The following is a 20,467-nucleotide window of genomic DNA, read 5'->3' as shown; positions in this document are numbered from 1 at the left end:
AAACGGAAGAGGGGCGTCAGGCCGCCGCGAACGCCGCCTTCATGTCGGCCACCCGGCGTCGTTCGCGTGCGATCATCATCTGGTTCACGACGATCACGCCGATCGTCACCGCGGTGATGAACAGCGTCGCCAGCGCGTTCATTTCCGGATTCAGGCCGAGACGCACGCGCGAGAACACCACCAGCGGCAGCGTGGTCGAGCCCGGCCCCGACAGGAACGCAGACAGCACCAGGTCGTCGATCGACAGCGTGAACGACAGCAGCCACCCGGACAGCAGCGCCTGCGAGATCAGCGGCAGCGTCACCACGAAGAACACCTTCAGCGGCGTCGCGCCGAGATCGAGCGCGGCTTCCTCCAGCGACTTGTTCATCTCCTTCACGCGCGACTGCACGATGATCGCCACGTACGACACGCACAGCATCACGTGGCCGATCCAGATCGTGACCATCCCGCGACCCTTCGGCCAGCCGAACATCTGCTCGAGCGCGACGAACAGCAGCAGCAGCGAGATGCCCTGGATCACTTCCGGAATCACGAGCGGCGCGTTGATCATCCCGGTGTACAGCGTGAAGCCCTTGAAGCGCCCGAAGCGCGCGAGCACGAAGCCGGCCCACGTGCCGATCGCGACCGACGCGGTGGCCGTCAGCAGGCCGATCTTCAGCGACAGCCACGCGGCCGTGAGCAGCTCGTCGTCCTGCAGCAGCGCCGCGTACCACTTCAGCGAGAAGCCCGACCACACGGTCACCAGCTTCGACTCGTTGAACGAGTACACGACCAGGCTGATGATCGGGATGTACAGGAACAGGAAGCCGAAGGCGAGAACGCCCGTCGACAGCGGTTTGCTCGGCTTGATCATTTCGCTTCCTCCAGTTCCTTGACCTGGTAGTACTGGAACAGCGCCATCGGCACCAGCAACAGCAGCACCATCGCGACCGTCACCGCGGACGCCATCGGCCAGTCCATGTTGTTGAAGAATTCATCCCACATCACGCGGCCGATCATCAGCGTATCGGCGCCGCCGAGCAGCTCGGGAATCACGTATTCGCCGACCGCCGGGATGAACACCAGCAGGCTGCCGGCGATGATCCCGTTCTTCGACAGCGGCAGCGTGATCCGCGTGAACGCGACCCACGGCTTGGCGCCGAGGTCGTACGCGGCCTCGAGCAGCGTGAGGTCCATCTTCACGAGGTGCGCGTACAGCGGCATCACCATGAACGGCAGGTACGAATAGACCATCCCGATGTAGACGCCCGCGTCGCTGTGATAGAGGCGCAGCGGCGTGTGGATGATGCCCAGCGCGATCAGCGCGTGGTTCAGCAGGCCGTCATCCTTCAGGATGCCGATCCATGCGTACACGCGAATCAGGAACGACGTCCAGAACGGCAGCATCACGGCCATCATCAGCACGTTGCGCCGGCCAGGCTCCGAGCGCGCGATGTAGTACGCCATCGGGTAGCCGATCAGCAGGCAGAGCAGCGTCGACACGGCGGCCATCTTCAGCGAGCTGAGGTAGGTCGCGATGTACAGGTCGTCCTGCAGCAGGAACGCGTAGTGCGACAGCTGCAGCGCGAAGTGCACGACGCCGTCCTTGATCTCGACGAGCGACGTGTATGGCGGGATGCCCATCACCTGGTCGGCGAAGCTGATCTTGAACACCAGCACGAACGGCAGCGCGAAGAAGACCGTGAGCCACAGGAACGGCACGCCGATCGCGATGCCGCGGCCCGACGGCAGGAAGCGCGACAGCGCGGCGAAGCGGCTGCGGCGTCTGGCGGCCGGCGTCGTGACGGTCGCACCGGTCGACACCGGTGCGGACGGAGTGGAAGCGGAAGTTCTCATCATGTCGCCCTCACTGCGTCAGCACGACGCCGCTGGCCGGCGACCACGACACGAACACGTCGTCGTTCCACGCGGGTGCGCTGTCGTGCATCAGGTGCGAGCTCGACAGGTTCGACACCACCGTCTTGCCGCTCGGCAGACGCACGTGATACAGCGAGTAGGCGCCCATGTACGCGATGTCGGTCACGACGCCGCGCGCCCAGTTGTGATGCGAACCGGGCTTCTCGCGCGACACGTGCACGCGTTCCGGGCGCACCGAGATGCCGACCGGCATGCCGAGCGGGCCGGTCACGCCGTGGCTCACGTACATCCTCGCTTCGAGATCGTCGCTTTCGACGAAGATGTGATCGGGTTCGTCCTCGACCACGCGGCCTTCGAACAGGTTCGTCGAACCGATGAACTCGGCCGAGAAGCGGCTGTTCGGGTATTCGTACACTTCGCCCGGCGTGCCGATCTGCACGATCTTGCCTTCGCTCATCACCGCGAGGCGGCTCGCCATCGTCATCGCCTCTTCCTGGTCGTGCGTGACCATCACGCAGGTCACGTCGACCTTCTCGATGATGTTCACGAGTTCGAGCTGGGTCTTCTGGCGGATCTTCTTGTCGAGCGCGGACATCGGCTCGTCGAGCAGCAGCAGCTTCGGGCGCTTCACCAGCGAGCGGGCGAGCGCGACGCGCTGCTGCTGACCGCCCGACAGCTGATGCGGCTTGCGCTTCGCGTATTTGCTCATCTGCACGAGCGCGAGCGCGTCGGCCACGCGCTCCTTGATTTCGTTCTTCGGCGTGCCTTCCTGCTTGAGGCCGAACGCGACGTTCGACTCGACCGACATGTGCGGAAACAGCGCGTACGACTGGAACATCATGTTCACCGGCCGGCGATACGGCGGCAGCGATGCGAGGTCCTCGCCGTCGACGAAGATCTTGCCGGAGGTGGCCGTCTCGAGCCCGGCGAGCATGCGCAGGAGCGTCGACTTGCCGCAGCCCGAGCTGCCGAGCAGCGCGAACAGCTCGTTCTTCGCGATCGTCAGGTTGACGTTGTCGACGGCCGTGCTGTCGCCGAACTTCTTCACGACGTTTTCGATGCGCACGAACGCGTCGTTCTTGGTGCGGGCCGTGGCGGCCGGTTGGGTCTGGCGTGCGGCAGCGGAAGAGGGTATCGATTGCATGGGAGTCACCATTCGTTCTTCACGGATTGCGGGCGTGAGCGTCCCCGCGCGAGGCGCGCAACGCGACTCGCGGACAACGGCTCATGCCGGATGGAACAGTGCGCGCGGCGCGCGCGGGCGGACGCAGGTCCGCGTATCTCAGGCGGCGAGGCGTGCAGCGATGCCTGCGCCGCCGTGATGCATGGCGATCAGTGGCCGGTTTTCAGTTGCGCCCACAGACGGTTCTCGAGGCGCAGGATGTCGGCCGGCATCGGCTTCATCAGCACCATCTTCTTCAGCACGTCTTCGGGCGGATAGACGGTCGGATCCTGCGCGACGGCCGGCGTGACGAACTGGTGCGCGGCCTTGTTCGCGGTCGGGTAGAACACCGTGTTGGTGATCGCCGCGTTGACCTTCGGGTCGGACACGTAGTTGATCCACTTCATCGCTGCCTCGGGGTGCGGCGCATCCTTCGGGATCACCATCACGTCGAACCACAGCAGGCCGCCTTCCTTCGGGTTCGCGAACTTGATGTCGTACGAGCGCTTCGCCTCGGACGAGCGGCGGTGCGCGATGCCGACGTCGCCCGACCAGCCGAGCGCGACGCACACGTCGTTGTTCGCGAGGTCGTTGATGTAGCCGGACGAGTTGAACTGGGTAATGTACGGGCGGACTTTCTTCAGGACTTCGAACGCAGCCTGGTAGTCGCCGGGATTCTTGCTGTTCGGATCCCTGCCCATGTATTGCAGCGTCGCGGCGAACACGTCGACGGCCTGGTCGAGGAACGATACGCCGCAGCTTTTCAGCTTTTCCATGTTGGCCGGGTCGAACACGAGTGCCCAGCTGTCGACGGGCGCCTTGTCGCCGAGCACCTTCTTCACGGCCTGCGCGTTGTAGCCGATGCCGTCCGTGCCGTACGCCCAGGGCACGCCGTACTGGTTGCCCGGGTCGGCATCCGCGATCATCTTCATCAAGAGCGGGTCGAGGTTCGCGAGGTTCGGGATCTTCGACTTGTCGAGCTTCTGGTACACGCCGGCCTGGATCTGCTTGGCCATGTAGTTCGACGTCGGCACGACGATGTCGTAGCCCGAGCTGCCCGCCAGCAGCTTGGCCTGCAGCGTGTCGTCGCTGTCGTAGTTGTCGTACTTGACGTGGATGCCCGTCTGCTTCTGGAAATTCGGGATCGTGTCGGGGGCGATGTAGTCGGACCAGTTGTAGACGTTCAGCTCTTCGGCATGCGCCGACGGGCTGGCAACCGACGTGAACGCGGCCGCGGCGGCAAGGGCCGCGACGGAACAGGCTTGGCGAAGAAAACAGGCACGCATGGTGGAATTCCCCTGGTTATGGTGGCGTGCGGCGCCCGCCGCACGCCTGTAGGCAAAGTCGTTACGAAAGGCCCAGCTGCTGGGCGGTCGCATCGACGGCCTTCTTCGCCTTCGACACGAGTTCATCGATTTCCTGACGCGAGATCACGAGCGGCGGCGACAGCAGCATCCGGTCGCCGGTCGCTCGCATGATCAGGTTGCCGTTGAAGCAGAAGTCGCGGCAGATCGTGCCGACGTCGCCGCCGTTCGCGAAGCGGCGGCGTTCGGCGGGCGACTCCGCGAGCTGCAGGCTCGCGACCATGCCGTGGCCGTGCACCTCGCCGACGATCGGGTGACGCGCGAAGGTTTCGCGCATCAGCGCCTGGAAGTACGGGCCCGTGTCGTGCTTCACGCGCTCGACGATGCCTTCGTCGCGCAGCAGCTTCAGGTTCGCGACCGCCACCGCCGCCGCGACCGGATGGCCCGAGTACGTGAGTCCGTGATTGAATTCGCCGTTGTCGATGATCGGGCGCGCGACGCGCTCGTGGATGCCCACCGCGCCCATCGGCACGTAGCCCGACGTCAGGCCCTTGGCCATCGTGATGAGGTCCGGCTCGAAGCCGAAGTGCTGGTGCGCGAACCATTCGCCGGTGCGGCCGAAGCCACCGATCACTTCGTCGGCCACCAGCAGGATGTCGTACTTGCGGCAGATGCGCTGGATTTCCGGCCAGTACGTCGACGGCGGGAAGATCACGCCGCCCGCGCCCTGGAACGGCTCGCCGATGAACGCGGCGACGTTCTCCGCGCCGAGCTCGAGAATCTTCGCCTCGAGCTGCTGCGCACGCGCGAGGCCGAACGCCTCAGGCGTCTCGCCGGCCTGCGCTTCGCCGAAGAAATACGGCTGGTCGATGTGCACGATGTGCTCGACCTTCGACGGCATCTGCTCGTGCATGTAGCCCATCCCGCCGAGCGTGCCGCCGGCGATCGTCGAGCCGTGATAGCCGTTTTTGCGCGAGATCACGTATTTCTTCTGCGGCTTGCCCTGCACGCGCCAGTACTGATGCACGAGTCGCAGCACGGTGTCGTTGCCTTCCGAGCCGCTGTTGCAATAGAAGAAATGGTTGAAGCCGGCCGGCGTGACTTCGGCGAGCATCGCCGACAGTTCGATCACCGGCGGGTGCGTCGTCTTGAAGAACGTGTTGTAGAACGGCAGTTCCTGGATCTGGCGATACGCGGCATCGGCGAGCGCCTTGCGGCCGTAGCCCACGTTCACGCACCAGAGGCCGGCCATCCCGTCGATGATCTTGTTGCCGTCGGAGTCCCACAGATAGACGCCGTCGGCCTTCACGATCACGCGGCTGCCCGCACGATTGAGCGCGCCCATGTCGGAGAACGGGTGGATGTGGTGCGCGGCGTCGAGCGCGCGGTATTCGGCGGTCGAGCGCGCCTGCGTCGTGCGCGGTGCGGTGGCCGGCGCGGCCGGCTGGATCCAGGCAGATTCGTTGCGGTAAGTCATGTTTCCTCCGTGATTCCGTATTCGGTCGCGTGCACGCTCAGACGTGCAGCAGCAGATGGCGGCGTTCCCACGAGCTGATCACGCGGAAGAACGCTTCGTATTCGGTTTCCTTCAGCGCGAAATACGCCTTCAGGAACTTGTGGCCGAGAATCTCGCCGAGCGGCTCGCACGCGGCCATCAGCGTGAGCCCTTCCTCGAGGTTGCGCGGCAACTGGTACGGCAGTTCGTAGCCGTCGCTGACGAGCGGTTCGGTCGGTTCGAGACGCTGCGTCATGCCGAGATAGCCGGCCGCGAGCGTCGCGGCGAGTGCGAGATACGGGTTGCAGTCGACACCCGGCAGCCGGTTCTCGATGCGGCGCGCGGCCGGCCCGGAATGCGGGATGCGGAAGCCGACCGTGCGGTTGTCGTAGCCCCACTGCACGTTGATCGGCGCGGCCATGAAGCGCGACAGCCGGCGGTACGAGTTGATGTACGGCGCGAAGATCGGCATCAGCGCGGGCGTGTACTTCTGAAGCCCGGCGAGGTAGTTGTAGAACGTCGACGTGGCGCCGCCGGTTTCGCGCGACGTGAACAGGTTCTGGCCCGTCTCCTCGTCGACGATGCTCTGGTGCACGTGCATCGCGGAGCCCGGCTCGCCTTCCATCGGCTTGGCCATGAACGTCGCGTACATGTTGTGGCGCAGTGCCGCCTCGCGCACCGTGCGCTTGAACAGGAACACCTGGTCGGCGAGCGACAGCGCGTCGCCGTGCATGAAGTTGATCTCCATCTGCGCGGCGCCGACTTCGTGGATCAGCGTATCGATGTCGAGGTTCTGTGCTTCGCAGTACTCGTAGATGTCCTCGAACAGCGGGTCGAACTCGTTGACGGCCTCGATCGAATAAGACTGGCGGCCCGTCTCGGGGCGGCCCGTGCGCCCGACCGGCGGACGCAGCGGCAGGTCCGGGTCCTTGTTCATGTCGACCAGGTAAAACTCCAGCTCCGGCGCGACGACAGGCTTCCAGCCTTTCGCCTTGTACAGGTCGAGCACGCGGCGCAGCACGTAGCGCGGCGAGATCTCGACGGGCGAGCCGTCGAAGTGCACGCAGTCGTGAATCACCTGTGCGGTCGGATCGACGGCCCACGGAATCAGGCGAATGGTCGACGTGTCGGGCACGCACACCATGTCGGGATCGGTCACGCCGGTCAGCGAACCGTCTTCCGGATACTCGCCGGTGACGGTCTGCACCATCACGGCCTGCGGCAGGCGCATCGATTCGCCGGACGTGAACTTGTTGCGCGGCGTGATCTTGCCGCGCGCGATGCCGGCCATGTCGGGAATGATCGCTTCGATCTCGGTGATCCGGTGTTGCTTCAGGAAGTCTTCGATGTCTTGCATGTCTGTTCTCGTTATGTGGGTCGGCGCGCTCAGGCGAGCGCGGCGGCGGCCGCGGCGCGCGTGCGGGCATTGCGGCGCGCGCGGCATGCATCGCCGAAAGCGCGGAAGATCGCGCTCGACAGCGGGTCATGCGCATGCCGCCATTCCGGATGCCATTGCACGGCGAGCGCGAAGGCCGGTGCATCGACGACGCTGACGGCCTCGATCAGGCCATCCGGCGCGACGGCTTCGACGGCGAGGCCGGAACCGAGCTGCGCGATGCCCTGCTTGTGCAGCGAGTTCACGTGCACGTCGTCGCGGCCGCCGGCGAGCGTATGCAGCAGGCCGCCGGGCGTCAGGTGCACGAGGTGCGCGGGGCCGTATTGCATATCCATCGGCGCGTCGTCGTCTTCCCGGTGATCGGCGAGGCCGGGCACTTCGTGCACGCGCTGGTGCAGCGTGCCGCCGCAGACGACGTTCAGCTCCTGGAAGCCGCGGCACACGGCCAGCACGGGCACGCCCGCGACGATCGCCGCGCGCAGCAGCGGCAGCGTGGTCGCGTCGCGTGCGGGATCGTGCTTCGTGCCGGGCGCGCTCGGCGCGCCGCCGTACAGGTGCGGCTCGACGTTCGAATAGCTGCCGGTAAACAACAGGCCGTCGACCGTGGCGAGCACGTCGTCGACGGACTGGCGATCGCCGAGCGCGGGCAGCACCATTGCGAGCGCGTGCGCGCCGTCGACGATCGCCGCGACGTACTTGTCGCCGACCGTGTGCGACGCATGCGCGCCGATTTGCGTGAAGTCGGCGGTGATGCCGACGAGGGGTTTCCTTTCCATGACGTCAATCAGTTGTCCATAGGGCCGCGACGTGCATTGCGCTGAAAATCGTCAAACGCAGGCGCGACACGACCCCGCAGCCTGGCGCAACGCGCAAGGCCGCTGGTGAATGGGCGCAACGGGTTCGCATGGCGACCCGCGCTGCGCGCGACGGTCAGGCCGTCGTTCGTTTCGTTGCGCCGTGCGACGCGGCAATCGATGCGCGAACGCGTTCCGTCACCGCGCGGATGACGCGGCTGACGAACAGGCAGTTGAAACGAACGACGAGAAAAGGAGGAGAGGCGCTATGGCAGCAGCGATGCGACTTCGTCGGTATCGACGGCCACGAACGCGCGTGCGGAAACGGCGTTGTGACGGCGAACGGAACGACGGGACAGGATGGTGTAGATCGACAGATGCAGCAGGCGAGGACTATGCCAGCCGCAACTGCCATCGGAAGCGGGAGCAGCGCTGCGCAAACTTCGCACATCGCCTCGATCCCACCTCACCAGAGGGCCACGGACTCTCACGATTACACTCGACTGGTTTGTTGAAAGTATTGAACACCTGATCGTTTCGACGCGCGAGGCGTTTAAAATAATCGAGGTGCCGGGCCTGCATCATTCACATCGACGGGCATCGATTTTTACGTTGCAATAACGTTTTTCGGTGCCGATGAATTGCCAATGACGCTGACCTGAGAGCCAGCATATACGAGCCAAAAACGGCGTCAAATGTTTTTTGACGGTCTCGTGTCAGGGCTTTCCCGAGGCACTCCGAACAAAACATTCGTAAAAGGAATGGCTGAAGAGGTGTTCATTATTTCGAACGCCTTTCAGGGTTTTCCCCGCTGATGCGCGGCATAAAGTGATTAGAATATTCAACGGCTGCGTAACGCCGTCCAACGCGTCGTTTCACTTTTTCACCGCACTCCTATCGTGTCCGAAACCGAATCGATGTCCACCGAAGTTGCCGAGCGCCTGCGTTTCGTGCGCAACAAGCATGGTCTGTCGCAGCGCGAACTCGCGAAACGGGCCGGCGTGACCAACGGCACGATCTCGCTGATCGAACAGGGGCGCGTGAGTCCTTCGGTCGGTTCGCTGAAGAAACTGCTCGAGTGCATTCCGATGAGTCTCGCGGAGTTCTTCACGTTCGAGCTCGTCGAATCGCGCTCGGTCGTATCGCGCCGCGACGAGATGCCGAACCTCGGCAACGACGCACTCGCATTTCATCTCGTCGGCGCGGGCGTGAAGGACCGCAACATGTGCATCATGCGCGAGATCTACCAGCCGCTCGCCGACACCGGGCCCGAGATGCTCGCGCACGCGGGGCACGAAGGCGGCGTCGTCGTGTCGGGCCGGCTCGAGCTCACCGTCGACGGCGCGACCTGGCTGCTCGACCCCGGAGACGGCTACTACTTCGAAAGCCGCTTGCCGCACCGTTTTCGCAATCCCAGCGCGGAACAGCTCTGCGAGGTCGTGTCGGCGAATTCGCCGGCCACCTTCTGAGCCCGCATCACTGCATTCGCCGCCGGCGGTCGTGCCGTTGCGCGGCATGCCGCAGCGCGAATGCCACGACAATTGAGGCATCCTGATGAACAAGTTGACTTTGGCTGACTGGCAGGACAAGGCGGCGTCGCTCGCGATCGAAGGGCGCGCATTCATCGACGGCGCGTCGCGCGACGCGCACGGCGGCAGGACGTTCGACTGCGTGAGCCCGATCGACGGCCGCGTGCTCGCGAAGGTGGCCGATTGCGGCGAGGCGGACGTGAACGCCGCCGTCGCCGCCGCGCGCCGCGCGTTCGACGCCGGCGTGTGGGCCGGGCTGAACCCGCGCGCGCGCAAGGCCGTGCTGCTGCGCTGGGCTGCGCTGATGCGCGAGCATCTCGACGAACTGTCGCTGCTCGAGACGCTCGACGCGGGCAAGCCGATCGGCGACACGACGACGGTCGACGTGCCGGGTGCCGCGTATTGCGTCGAGTGGTTCGCCGAGGCGATCGACAAGGTCGGCGGCGAAGTCGCGCCGGCCGACCATCATCTCGTCGGCCTCGTCACGCGCGAGCCGGTCGGCGTGGTCGCGGCCGTCGTGCCGTGGAACTTCCCACTCCTGATGGCCGCATGGAAGTTCGGCCCGGCGCTCGCGGCCGGCAACAGCGTCGTGCTGAAGCCGTCGGAGAAGTCGCCGCTGACCGCGATCCGCGTCGCGCAACTCGCATACGAGGCCGGCATCCCGGCCGGCGTGTTCAACGTCGTGCCGGGCGCGGGCGAGCCGGGCAAGCTGCTCGCGCTGCATCGCGACGTCGACTGCATCGCGTTTACCGGCTCCACCGCGGTCGGCAAGCTGATCATGCAGTACGCGGCGCAGTCGAACCTGAAGCGCGCGTGGCTCGAACTCGGCGGCAAGTCGCCGAACATCGTGCTGCCCGACTGTCCGGATCTCGACCGTGCCGCGCAGGCCGCGGCCGGCGCGATCTTCTACAACATGGGCGAGATGTGCACGGCCGGCTCGCGCCTGCTCGTGCATCGCGACATCAAGGACGCGTTCATCGAGAAGCTGGTGGCGGCCGCGCGCGCGTACGTGCCGGGCAACCCGCTCGATCCGTCGGTGTCGATGGGCGCGATCGTCGACGCAATCCAGCTCGAGCGCGTGCTCGGCTACATCGATGCCGGGCGCAAGGAGGGCACGCTCGTGACCGGCGGCGCGCGCGTGAAGCAGGAGACGGGCGGCTTCTACGTGGAGCCGACGGTGTTCGAAGTGAAGCCCGACGCGAAGATCGCGCGCGAGGAGATCTTCGGCCCCGTGCTGTCGGTGATCGTGTTCGACGATGTCGACGAGGCGGTGCGGATCGCGAACGATACCGAGTACGGGCTTGCGGCGGCGGTGTGGACATCGAACCTCACGACCGCGCACGACGTGTCGCGCCGGCTGCGGGCGGGCACCGTGTGGGTGAACTGCTACGACGAAGGCGGCGACATGAACTTCCCGTTCGGCGGCTACAAGCAGTCGGGCAACGGCCGCGACAAGTCGCTGCACGCGCTCGAGAAATACACCGAGCTGAAGTCGACGCTGATCCGGCTGCGCTGACGCGGCCGGTGCGCGGGCGCAGTGCCGGCGGGCGCCGCGCCCGTGCGCGTCAGGCCGAGCGCAATGCCGGGTGGAAGCCCGCGGCTTCGATGATCGACTGCACGCGTTCGGCGCCTTGCGCCGATTCGACCTTGACCGTCTTCGCGGCCACGTCGATGTCGAGCTTCGCGGACGGGTCGGCTGCCGTCACGGCGCGCGTGATCGCGTTGGCGCAGCCGCCGCACGTCATGTCCTGGACTTCGAATTCCATCGTGTTCTCCTGGTTGATTGGCGATTCACAAGCGTTACTAGTTGCCAGCATGAAGCTTGCCATGGTGGGAAGGTCAAGCATGTTCGATGCATTCGGCATTGCACAAGCGTTTTGTAAAGCTGAAGTCAGACGAATTCCATTTTGCGCGCGTGCGTCAGTCGGAATTTTTCCGGATTGACGGTCGACTATTGTCGACGAAATCTGGCGAAGCCTTGCGTGGCAAGGCGCGTGTCGTCGCGATGATGCGCGATGTCCATGCTGCTTGTAAGGGTACTTGGAGAGGGAAATGCGAATCGATCTTACTATCGATTCCCCTCGATATTTCATTTCGTTACCCGTATGAATCGCTTCGCTTTCGGTTTCGCACTGGCCCTGCTGGGCGCATCGGCCACGTCCGCGTTCGCCGCCGACGACGTCGTCAACCTGACGCTGAAGGACCACAAGTTTTCTCCCGACGGCGTGACGATTCCGGCCGGCAAGAAGGTGAAGTTCGTCGTGAAGAACCTCGATGCGACGCCCGCGGAATTCGAAAGCGACGATTTCAAGGCGGAGAAGGTCGTGCCGGCCGGCAAGTCGGTCGAGATTCTGGTCGGGCCGCTGAAGGCCGGCACCTACGAGTTCCACGACGAGTATCACGAGGCGCAGTCGAAGACGCACCTCACCGTCAAATAAGCGGATATCGCCATGCTGTCTACCGCCCTGATCGTCTTTCGTGAAGTGCTCGAGGCCGCGCTCGTGGTCTCGATCGTGATGGCCGCGACGAAGGGCGTGCCCAGGCGCGGCTGGTGGGTTGGCGGCGGGCTCGTCGGCGGCGTGATCGGCGCCGGCCTGATCGCCGCGTTCGCCGACGTGATTTCGCAGTGGGCCTCCGGCATGGGGCAGGAAGTGTTCAATGCCGGCGTGATGTTCGTCGCGACGCTGATGCTCGCGTGGCACTGCATCTGGATGAGCCGCCACGGCCGCGAGATGGCGCTGCACATGGGCGAGGTCGGCCGGGCCGTCGCGGCCGGCAGCCGGCCGCTCACGGGGCTGGCGATCGTCGTCGGTGTCGCGGTGCTGCGCGAGGGCTCCGAGGCCGTGCTGTTCCTGTACGGCATCGCGGCGGGCGATCCGGGGCAGACGCCGCAGATGATCGTCGGCGGCCTGCTCGGCGTGCTGGGCGGCGCCGGGCTCGGCTACGCGATGTATGCGGGCCTGCTGCAGATTCCGCTCAAGCGCCTGTTCTCCGTCACCAACGCGCTGATCGTGTTGCTCGCGGCGGGCATGGCGAGCCAGTGCGCCGGCTTCCTGTTGGCCGCGGGCCTCGTGCCGTCGTGGGGCGATGCGCTGTGGGATACGTCGTGGCTGCTCAAGGAATCGAGCATCGTCGGCAAGGCGCTGCATACGCTGATCGGCTACACCGCGCGTCCGGCGGGGATCCAGATCGCCGCGTACGTCGTCACGCTGGTCGCGATCGTCGTGCTGGCGCGGCTCGTCGGCCGGCCCCGGACGGTGGTGTCGCCGCCGCGGCCCGTTGCCTGAGCGGGAGCGGGGCAGAATGCACAAAGGGGCGTCATGTGACGCCCCTTTGTCTTTGCGTTGACGGCCCGCATGCGGCCGCGCGGCCGGTTCAGCGATGGTTGTCGATCCATGCGCGGGCCCATTCGAGCCCCGCTTCGCGCGCTTCGTCCTCGGTATCGAACACGCCGAGCACGCCCGACGCTTCAACGAGCCGGTTGTTCTGCGTGATCGTGCCGCTCGCCGCGAAGCGTTCGGGCTGCAGGATTTCATCCTGCTGCAGGATCGAATGGCCCCAGATCTGGTAGCCGTGATAGGTCTGCGCTTCCATTATCGCGTCACCTCCGCGGACGGGCTGCGCGTGCCGACGCGCAGCACGTTGCCGTCCGGTGTGTATTGCCGCGGGATGTCCGGGAACGTGAGCGCGTGCGGCGTGTCGGGCAGCGCCGGCTGCATCACCGTGAGCCGGCCCGGCGCGGGCTGCGTGACCGGGCGCGGTGCGGCCGGTGCATCGACCGTCGCGGCGGCCGGTCGACGCGGCGCGGTTTTCACGGCTTGGGCGACGCGGCGCTTGTGCAGCTTGACCGCGGCCTTCGGCTGCACGCTTGCGTGCTTTTCCACGGTCTTGCCGCCGGCGTGCACGTCGGCACCCGGGCGCGCTGCCGGCGTACGGGCATCCGGCGTACGGGCGTCCGGTGTCCGGGCCTGCGCATGCGCCGCCGGCGACCGCGCCTCGGGCGGGTTCCAGACTTCGACGTAGTGCTCGGCCGCCCAGCCCGTCGACGCGAAGCTCAGCGCCAGCAATCCGCATCCAAACAGTCTTACCATGGTCTCTCCGTCAGTCTCGTCGGCGCGCCGGACCGCGCTGCGCCGATTGCTTACTCCACCGTCACCGACTTCGCGAGATTGCGCGGCTTGTCGACATCGGTGCCGCGCGCGCAGGCGGTGTGATACGCGAGCAACTGCAGCGGCACGACGTGCAGGATCGGCGAGAGCTGCCCGTAGTGTTCCGGCATCCGGATCACGTGCAGGCCGTCGTCGTTGACGATCTGCGTGTCGGCATCCGCGAACACGTACAGCTCGCCGCCGCGCGCGCGCACTTCCTGCATGTTCGATTTCAGCTTCTCGAGCAGCGTGTCGTTCGGCGCGACCGTGACGACCGGCATCGCTTCCGTGACGAGCGCGAGCGGCCCGTGCTTCAGTTCGCCCGCCGGATACGCCTCGGCATGGATGTACGAGATTTCCTTCAGCTTCAGCGCGCCTTCGAGCGCGATCGGGTAGTGCAGCCCGCGGCCGAGGAACAGCGCGTTTTCCTTGCGCGCGAATTCCTCCGACCACGCGATGATCTGCGGCTCGAGCGCGAGCACGCTGTTCAGCGCGGCCGGCAGGTGGCGCAGCTCCTTCAGGAATTGCGCTTCCTGCGCGGCGTCGACGTGCCCGCGCAGCTTGCCGAGCGTCGCGGCCAGCACGAACAGCGCGACGAGCTGCGTCGTGAACGCCTTGGTCGACGCGACGCCGATCTCGGTGCCCGCGTGCGTCAGGAACTGCATTTCAGTGAGGCGCACCATCGCGCTCGTCGCGACGTTGCACACCGCGAGCGTATGCGTGTGGCCGAGCGATTGCGCGTGCTTGAGCGCGGCGAGCGTGTCGGCCGTCTCGCCCGACTGCGAGATCACCAGCACGAGCTGGCGCGGATTCGGCACCGACTCGCGGTAGCGGTATTCGCTCGCGATCTCGACCTGGGTCGGGATCTTCGCGATCGATTCGAGCCAGTACTTCGCGGTGAGGCCCGAGTAGTAGCTCGTGCCGCACGCGAGGATCAGCAGGCTGTCGATGTCCGCGAACGCGGCGGGAGCCGCCTCGCCGAACAGCGTCGCGTCGAACGCGTCGGCTTGCGGCACCGTGTCGCTGATCGCGCGCGGCTGCTCGAAGATTTCCTTCTGCATGAAGTGGCGATACGGGCCGAGCTCGACCGCGCCGCCGTACGCGCTGACCACGCGGATCTCGCGCTGCGCGAGCGCGCCGTGGCGGTCGACGATCTTCACGCCGTCGAGCGACAGCTCGCACACGTCGCCTTCCTCGAGGAACGTGAAGCGGTCGGTGCTGCCGGCCAGCGCGAGTGCGTCGGAGGCGAGGAAGTTCTCGCCGTCGCCGTGGCCGACGACGAGCGGCGAACCCTGGCGCGCGCCGACGACGGTGTGCGGCTGGTCCTTGTGCGTCACCGCGATCGCATACGCGCCGTGCAGCTGCTGCACGGCCTCGCGCACGGCTTCGAAGAGGTCGCCGCGATACAGGCTGTGCACGAGGTGCGCGATGACTTCGGTGTCGGTCTGCGACACGAACTCGTAGCCCTTCGCGCGCAGCGCGTCGCGCAGCGACTCGAAGTTCTCGATGATGCCGTTGTGCACCAGCGCGAGCGCGTTCGACGAGAAGATCGGGTGCGCATTGTGCGTGACGGGCGCGCCGTGCGTGGCCCAGCGCGTGTGCGCGACGCCGGTGGCGCCTTCGAGGTTCGATTCGCGCACCTGCGCGTCGAGGTCGGCGACGCGTGCGACGCTGCGCGCGCGCTTCGGCGCATCCGGCTCGAGCACGGCGACGCCGCACGAATCGTAGCCACGGTATTCGAGGCGCCGCAATCCTTCGATCAGCACCGGAACGATATTACGCTGCGCAACTGCGCCGACAATGCCGCACATGAAAATCTACCCTCTATATGGATGACGGGCGCCGCGCGGCGCCCGCAAGACATCAATTTTTCTTCTTGACCGGGCGGACGTAGCCGCTCTTCGCGGTCTGCGTCTTCTCGTTCAATGCGAGGACGCCTTCCGCGACGTCCTTCCAGATCGTCGTGCCGGCCGCGATCGTCACGCCGCGGCCGACGCGCACCGGCGCGACGAGCTGCGTGTCGGAGCCGACGAACACGTCGTCCTCGATCACGGTGCGGAACTTGTTCGCGCCGTCGTAGTTGCAGGTGATCGTGCCCGCGCCGATGTTCACGCGCGCGCCGATGTCGGCGTCGCCGATGTAGGTGAGGTGGTTCGCCTTCGAGCCGTGGCCGAGCACCGCGTTCTTCACCTCGACGAAGTTGCCGACGTGCGCTTCGTCCGCGAGCTGCGCGCCCGGACGCAGCCGCGCGTACGGGCCGATCACGGTGTTCGCGCCGAGCTCGGCGCCGTCGATGTGCGTGAATGCGTCGATGCGCGTGCCCGCGCCGATCGACGCGTTGCGGATCACGCAGTTCGCGCCGATCGTCACGTTGTCGGCGAGCGTCACGTTGCCTTCGAACACGCAGTTCACGTCGATCGACACGTCGCGGCCGCAGCGCAGCGTGCCGCGCACGTCGAGCCGCGCCGGATCGGCGAGCGTGACGCCGTCGGCGAGCAGCGCATCGGCGACGTTGCGCTGATGGATGCGCTCGAGCTCCGCGAGCTGCGCCTTGCTGTTCACGCCGAGCGTTTCCCATTCGTCGTCGGGCTGCGCCGTGACGATCTCGAAGCCGGCCTCGATCGCGAGCTCGACGACGTCGGTCAGGTAGTACTCGCCCTGCGCGTTCTCGTTCTTCAGCGCACCGAGCCACATCGACAGCTGCGCGGTGGGCGTGACGATGATGCCGGTGTTGATTTCGGCGATCTTCAATTGCTCGGGCGATGCGTCCTTCTGCTCGACGATGCGCGTGACGAAGCCCGACGCGTCGCGCACGATGCGGCCGTAGCCGGTCGGGTCGTCCAGCGTGACGGTGAGAATGCCGTAGCGGCCGTCGCGCGCGGCGTCGACGAGGCGCCGCAGCGTCGACGCGCGCGTGAGCGGCACGTCGCCGTACAGCACCAGCGTCGGTTGCGCGGGATCGAGCAGCGGCAGCGCCTGGCGCACCGCGTGGCCGGTGCCGAGCTGCTCGGCCTGCACCGCGAACTGGACGTCGGGCGCGGCGACGGCGGCCTGGACCTGCTCGGCGCCATGGCCGACCACGACGACGAGCCGCGACGGCTGCAGCGTGCGCGCGGTGGCGATGACATGGGAAAGGAGCGGCCTGCCGGCCAGGGGATGGAGCACTTTCGGCAGCGCGGAACGCATGCGCTTGCCGGTGCCTGCCGCCAAAATCACGATATTCATGGCGCCAGCTTGTCAGAGGAGTTCGAAGCCGTCCATTTTAGCATGCGGCCCCCGTCGTTCCGGGCCTGTCGCGACGGGGCGACAGCGCCGGAACGAGGCCGCGGCCCCGGTTCCGGCGGGCGTTCGGGCCCTGCTTACAGGTCGTCGAACTGGACGATCGAGATCGGCTTCGCGGCGCCCGGCGCGGCGCTCTCCTCGCCGGATGCGCACGGCTCCTCGTCGAACGCGATGTCGCCCTGCGGATCGGCCTCGCCGGTCGCGCGCAGCGATGCGAACGGGAACAGTCCGGTGTCCATCAGGTGCGACGGCACGACGTTCGCGAGCGCGCTGAACATGTTGTCGACGCGGCCCGGGAAGCGCTTGTCCCATTCGCGGATCAGCGCCTTCATTTCCGCGCGCTTCAGGTTCGGCTGGCTGCCGCACAGATTGCACGGGATGATCGGGAACTCGCGCAACTCCGCGTATTTCTCGAGATCGGTTTCCTTCACGTACGCGAGCGGCCGGATCACGACGTTCCTGCCGTCGTCCGACTGCAGCTTCGGCGGCATGCCCTTCAGCTTGCCGCCGTAGAACATGTTGAGCAGCAGCGTCTGCAGGATGTCGTCGCGGTGGTGGCCGAGCGCGATCTTGGTCGCGCCGAGCTCGCCGGCCACGCGGTACAGGATCCCGCGGCGCAGTCGCGAGCACAGCGAGCAGGTCGTCTTGCCTTCGGGCACGAGCCGCTTGACGATGCTGTAGGTGTCCTGGTTCTCGATGTGGAACGGCACGCCGACCTGCGTCAGGTACTCGGGCAGCACGTGTTCCGGGAAGCCGGGCTGCTTCTGGTCGAGGTTGACCGCGACGATGTCGAAATCGATCGGCGCGCGCTCGCGCAGGCGCAGCAGCACGTCGAGCATCGCGTAGCTGTCCTTGCCGCCCGACAGGCACACCATCACCTTGTCGCCCTGCTCGATCATGTTGTAGTCGCCGATCGCCTGGCCGACCTGGCGCACGATCCGCTTGAACAGCTTGTTGTTCTCGTACGCTTCCTTCTGCTCGCGGCGCGTCAGCGCGCGGCGGCCGGTGTCGGCGGCTTCGATGACGGCCGCGTCGGCCGCCGTGTCATGTGTTTGGGGGGCGTTCATGCGCGCTCCTCGTCCTTGATGCGAAAGACTTCGACGCCGACGGCGTCGCAGTCCGGATAGGCGTCCGGTTTCTCGGTACAGACGCGTACCGCGCGCACGGCGTCGTGCGCCAGCAGGTTCGCGGCGATCGCGTCGCACAGCGTTTCCTGCAGGTGGATGTGGCCGCGCGCCACGCATTGCGCGACGCTCTGCTTCATCAGGTCGTAGTCGACGACTTCATGCAGCCGGTCGTCGACGGGGGTGGACAGCGCGAGCGGCACGAACAGGTCGACGTTGATGACGACGCGCTGCTCGCCGCGCTTCTCGTGTTCGAAGGCCCCGATGTTGATGTGCACCTCGTAGTCGCGCAGGTAGAGCCTGCGGCAGTCCGCGAGGCGGGGGTGCAGGAGAGCGGAAAACATGGTCGTCCCAGTCAAATTGGCGTGCGCGCACGCAAAGCGGCGCGGGCGGCGGCAGTCACGCCGCGCGATCCGCGCAGTTCATTCATTCGGGCCGGCGGCGGGCGGCACCAGGTGCTCGCCGCCGTCGACGGTCAGCGTCGCGCCCGTGACGCCGGGCGCGCTCGCGAGATAGCAGGCCGCCGCCGCGATGTCGTTCGCGTGCGGCGCATGGCCGCGCACGAGCGCCGCGACACGCACCTTCGGCGCGAGCGACAGCGCCAGCGCGGCGGTCGCGCGGTTCAACGCGGCCTGCATCAGCGCATGCGACAGCTGCGCCGGCGCCGGGTGAAACAGGGCCTGATCCAGCACGTGGATCGCGCACGCGCGCAGCGATTCGTCGTCGCGCGCGGCGTCGGGCGTCGCGTCGGCCAGCGCGCGGGCCAGCGCGAGCGGCGCAGTCACGTTGCGCGCGAGCGCGGCCGCGAGCGCTGCGCCGTCCACCGTGTGCGCATCGTCGGTGCCGGCGCATGCGCTCACGAACACCGCACAGGCCGGCCTGCCGAGCGCCGCGCCGCACGCGGCGACGAGCGCGGCCGCGTCGGTTTCAAGGGCCAGGTCGGCGTCGAGCACGGCTGCACGGCGGCCGTGCGCGGCGACTTCGGCGACGAGCGCGTCGGCGGCCGCGCGCGGCGCGCCGGGGCTGCGCTGCAGCGCGACGTCCCAGCCGCGCTGCGCGAATCCGGTCGCGAGCGCACGGCCGAGCGACGCGGCGTCGGCCGCGTTGCCCAGCGCGCCGGCGACGAGCGCGATGCGCGGGGTCGACGTATCGGCTGAAACGGTCATTTACAATGCCGGGATGAACCCGAAAGCTCACGAACCCGCTAGTTTACCTGCTCCCGGCCCTGACGCGCTCGCGCAGTCCGAAACCCTTGCCGCGCAACTGCGCGACGAGATCGCGGCGGCCGGCGGGTGGCTGCCGTTCGACCGCTTCATGGAACGCGCGCTGTATGCGCCCGGCCTCGGCTATTACAGCGGCGGCGCACGCAAGTTCGGCCGCCGCGCCGACGACGGCAGCGACTTCGTGACGGCCCCCGAATTGTCGCCGCTGTTCGCGCAGACGCTCGCGAATCCCGTTGCCCAGGCGCTCGCGGCAAGCGGCACGCGGCGCGTGATGGAGTTCGGCGCGGGCACGGGCAAGCTCGCGGCCGGGCTGCTCGCGGCGCTCGATGCGCTGGGCGTCGAGCTCGACGAGTACCTGATCGTCGACCTGTCCGGCGAGTTGCGCGAACGCCAGCGCGACACGATCGCGGCGGCTGCGCCCGCGCTCGCCGGGAAGGTGCGCTGGCTCGACGCGCTGCCGGAGCGCTTCGACGGGGTCGTGGTCGGCAACGAGGTGCTCGACGCGATGCCGGTGCGCCTGTTCGCGAAGACGGACGGCGCGTGGCTCGAGCGCGGCGTCGCGCTGGATGCGCGGCACGCGTTCGTGTACGACGACCGGCCCGCCGCCGCGGCCGGCCTGCCGCCGGTGCTCGCGACGCTCGACGTCGACGACGGCTATGTGACCGAGACGCACGAAGCCGCGCTGGCGTTCACGCGCACCGTGTGCACGATGCTCGGGCGCGGCGCGGTGCTGCTGGTCGACTACGGTTTCCCCGCGCACGAGTACTACCATCCGCAGCGCGACCGCGGCACGCTGATGTGCCACTACCGCCACCACGCGCATGACGACGCATTCCTGTACCCGGGGCTGCAGGACATCACCGCGCACGTCGAATTCACCGGCATCTACGACGCGGGTGTCGCGACCGGCGCGGACCTCCTCGGCTACACGTCGCAGGCGCGGTTCCTGTTGAACGCCGGCATCACCGACGCGCTGGCCGCGATCGATCCGTCCGACATCCACCAGTTCCTGCCTGCGGCGAACGCGGTGCAGAAGCTGATCTCGGAAGCCGAGATGGGCGAGCTGTTCAAGGTGATCGCATTCTCGCGCGGGATCGACGGCACGCTCGACGCGTTCGCGCGCGGCGACCGCTCGCACGCGCTCTGACGG

At 67.0% G+C, this 20,467-nt stretch carries 21 protein-coding genes; 5 read left to right on the top strand and 16 right to left on the bottom strand.

Translation table 11 applies throughout. The annotated features are described in order from the left end of the window. Positions 1 to 16: 16 nt before the first annotated feature. The 8 genes from WS51_RS25320 to WS51_RS32930 all read right to left on the bottom strand — a co-directional run bounded on the left by WS51_RS25320 (position 17) and on the right by WS51_RS32930 (position 8,460). Positions 17 to 856 carry an ABC transporter permease subunit gene (locus WS51_RS25320; RefSeq protein WP_059448516.1) on the bottom strand — a complete coding sequence of 280 codons (840 nt, stop codon included), beginning with the start codon at positions 854 to 856 and terminating at the stop codon, positions 17 to 19. Next, positions 853 to 1,839: an ABC transporter permease subunit gene (locus WS51_RS25315; RefSeq protein ID WP_059771848.1), complete on the bottom strand. Its 987-nt coding sequence runs from the start codon at positions 1,837 to 1,839 to the stop codon at positions 853 to 855. Before WS51_RS25315 ends, WS51_RS25320 begins: the two co-directional genes overlap by 4 nt. A 10-nt stretch (positions 1,840 to 1,849) precedes the next feature. Further along, on the bottom strand, positions 1,850 to 3,004 hold the full coding sequence (locus WS51_RS25310) for an ABC transporter ATP-binding protein (protein WP_059504576.1): 1,155 nt from the start codon (positions 3,002 to 3,004) through the stop codon (positions 1,850 to 1,852). Between the two features lie 188 nt (positions 3,005 to 3,192). Then, on the bottom strand, positions 3,193 to 4,308 hold the full coding sequence (locus WS51_RS25305; RefSeq protein ID WP_059547021.1) for a polyamine ABC transporter substrate-binding protein: 1,116 nt from the start codon (positions 4,306 to 4,308) through the stop codon (positions 3,193 to 3,195). Positions 4,309 to 4,369: 61 nt separating this feature from the next. Next, positions 4,370 to 5,803: an aspartate aminotransferase family protein gene (locus tag WS51_RS25300; RefSeq protein WP_069229910.1), complete on the bottom strand. Its 1,434-nt coding sequence runs from the start codon at positions 5,801 to 5,803 to the stop codon at positions 4,370 to 4,372. 37 nt (positions 5,804 to 5,840) lie between these two features. Next, a complete protein-coding gene (locus tag WS51_RS25295) occupies positions 5,841 to 7,178 on the bottom strand; it encodes a glutamine synthetase family protein (protein ID WP_059507881.1) in 1,338 nt (445 codons plus the stop codon). Between the two features lie 29 nt (positions 7,179 to 7,207). Next, the gene (locus WS51_RS25290; RefSeq protein WP_069229909.1) at positions 7,208 to 7,993 is read right to left on the bottom strand and encodes a gamma-glutamyl-gamma-aminobutyrate hydrolase family protein; all 786 of its coding nucleotides are present in this window, start codon (positions 7,991 to 7,993) and stop codon (positions 7,208 to 7,210) included. A 284-nt stretch (positions 7,994 to 8,277) separates the two neighbouring features. Continuing rightward, complete coding sequence (locus tag WS51_RS32930) at positions 8,278 to 8,460, bottom strand: hypothetical protein (RefSeq protein ID WP_006402789.1); 183 nt, start codon at positions 8,458 to 8,460, stop codon at positions 8,278 to 8,280. 468 nt (positions 8,461 to 8,928) lie between these two features. Between WS51_RS32930 and WS51_RS25285 the strand changes: the two genes are divergently transcribed. Both WS51_RS25285 and WS51_RS25280 read left to right on the top strand, forming a co-directional pair. Further along, the gene (locus WS51_RS25285) at positions 8,929 to 9,480 is read left to right on the top strand and encodes a cupin domain-containing protein (protein ID WP_059450693.1); all 552 of its coding nucleotides are present in this window, start codon (positions 8,929 to 8,931) and stop codon (positions 9,478 to 9,480) included. An 85-nt stretch (positions 9,481 to 9,565) separates the two neighbouring features. Then, positions 9,566 to 11,056 (top strand): aldehyde dehydrogenase, encoded by a 1,491-nt coding sequence (locus WS51_RS25280; protein ID WP_059769376.1) that lies wholly within the window; start codon positions 9,566 to 9,568, stop codon positions 11,054 to 11,056. A gap of 49 nt (positions 11,057 to 11,105) precedes the next feature. Here the strand turns inward: WS51_RS25280 and WS51_RS25275 are convergent, their stop codons facing one another. Beyond that, positions 11,106 to 11,306: a heavy-metal-associated domain-containing protein gene (locus WS51_RS25275; protein ID WP_059450690.1), complete on the bottom strand. Its 201-nt coding sequence runs from the start codon at positions 11,304 to 11,306 to the stop codon at positions 11,106 to 11,108. Positions 11,307 to 11,645: 339 nt separating this feature from the next. On the opposite strand from WS51_RS25275, the gene WS51_RS25270 reads away from it, so the two are divergent. After that, a complete protein-coding gene (locus WS51_RS25270) occupies positions 11,646 to 11,978 on the top strand; it encodes a cupredoxin domain-containing protein (protein ID WP_011353437.1) in 333 nt (110 codons plus the stop codon). A gap of 12 nt (positions 11,979 to 11,990) precedes the next feature. Beyond that, a complete protein-coding gene (locus WS51_RS25265; protein ID WP_059450689.1) occupies positions 11,991 to 12,827 on the top strand; it encodes an FTR1 family iron permease in 837 nt (278 codons plus the stop codon). 88 nt (positions 12,828 to 12,915) lie between these two features. On the opposite strand, the gene WS51_RS25260 is transcribed toward WS51_RS25265, so the two are convergent. The 7 genes from WS51_RS25260 to WS51_RS25230 form a co-directional block, all read right to left on the bottom strand. Then, a complete protein-coding gene (locus WS51_RS25260; protein WP_059450688.1) occupies positions 12,916 to 13,134 on the bottom strand; it encodes a hypothetical protein in 219 nt (72 codons plus the stop codon). After that, entirely contained in the window at positions 13,134 to 13,631 is a 498-nt protein-coding gene (locus WS51_RS25255) for a hypothetical protein (RefSeq protein WP_069229908.1), read from the bottom strand. The genes WS51_RS25260 and WS51_RS25255 overlap by 1 nt, the downstream gene beginning before the upstream one ends. Positions 13,632 to 13,681: 50 nt before the next feature. After that, complete coding sequence (gene glmS / locus WS51_RS25250; protein ID WP_059544831.1) at positions 13,682 to 15,499, bottom strand: glutamine--fructose-6-phosphate transaminase (isomerizing); 1,818 nt, start codon at positions 15,497 to 15,499, stop codon at positions 13,682 to 13,684. A 52-nt stretch (positions 15,500 to 15,551) separates the two neighbouring features. Then, entirely contained in the window at positions 15,552 to 16,913 is a 1,362-nt protein-coding gene (glmU, locus tag WS51_RS25245; RefSeq protein ID WP_059544833.1) for a bifunctional UDP-N-acetylglucosamine diphosphorylase/glucosamine-1-phosphate N-acetyltransferase GlmU, read from the bottom strand. 134 nt (positions 16,914 to 17,047) lie between these two features. Further along, on the bottom strand, positions 17,048 to 18,037 hold the full coding sequence (gene ttcA, locus WS51_RS25240; RefSeq protein WP_059507875.1) for a tRNA 2-thiocytidine(32) synthetase TtcA: 990 nt from the start codon (positions 18,035 to 18,037) through the stop codon (positions 17,048 to 17,050). Continuing rightward, entirely contained in the window at positions 18,034 to 18,438 is a 405-nt protein-coding gene (locus tag WS51_RS25235) for a dihydroneopterin aldolase (RefSeq protein ID WP_059450683.1), read from the bottom strand. Before WS51_RS25235 ends, ttcA begins: the two co-directional genes overlap by 4 nt. A 78-nt stretch (positions 18,439 to 18,516) precedes the next feature. Beyond that, positions 18,517 to 19,260 carry an SDR family oxidoreductase gene (locus tag WS51_RS25230; protein WP_059791098.1) on the bottom strand — a complete coding sequence of 248 codons (744 nt, stop codon included), beginning with the start codon at positions 19,258 to 19,260 and terminating at the stop codon, positions 18,517 to 18,519. A 13-nt stretch (positions 19,261 to 19,273) separates the two neighbouring features. On the opposite strand from WS51_RS25230, the gene WS51_RS25225 reads away from it, so the two are divergent. Beyond that, a complete protein-coding gene (locus WS51_RS25225) occupies positions 19,274 to 20,464 on the top strand; it encodes a class I SAM-dependent methyltransferase (RefSeq protein WP_059791096.1) in 1,191 nt (396 codons plus the stop codon). Positions 20,465 to 20,467 lie beyond the last annotated feature (3 nt).

It is taken from the genome of Burkholderia territorii, assembly GCF_001718335.1.
GTDB classification, from domain to species: domain Bacteria; phylum Pseudomonadota; class Gammaproteobacteria; order Burkholderiales; family Burkholderiaceae; genus Burkholderia; species Burkholderia territorii.
The sequence above is the reverse complement of the archived record's forward strand: the minus strand, read 5'-3'. Positions and strand labels throughout refer to the sequence as shown.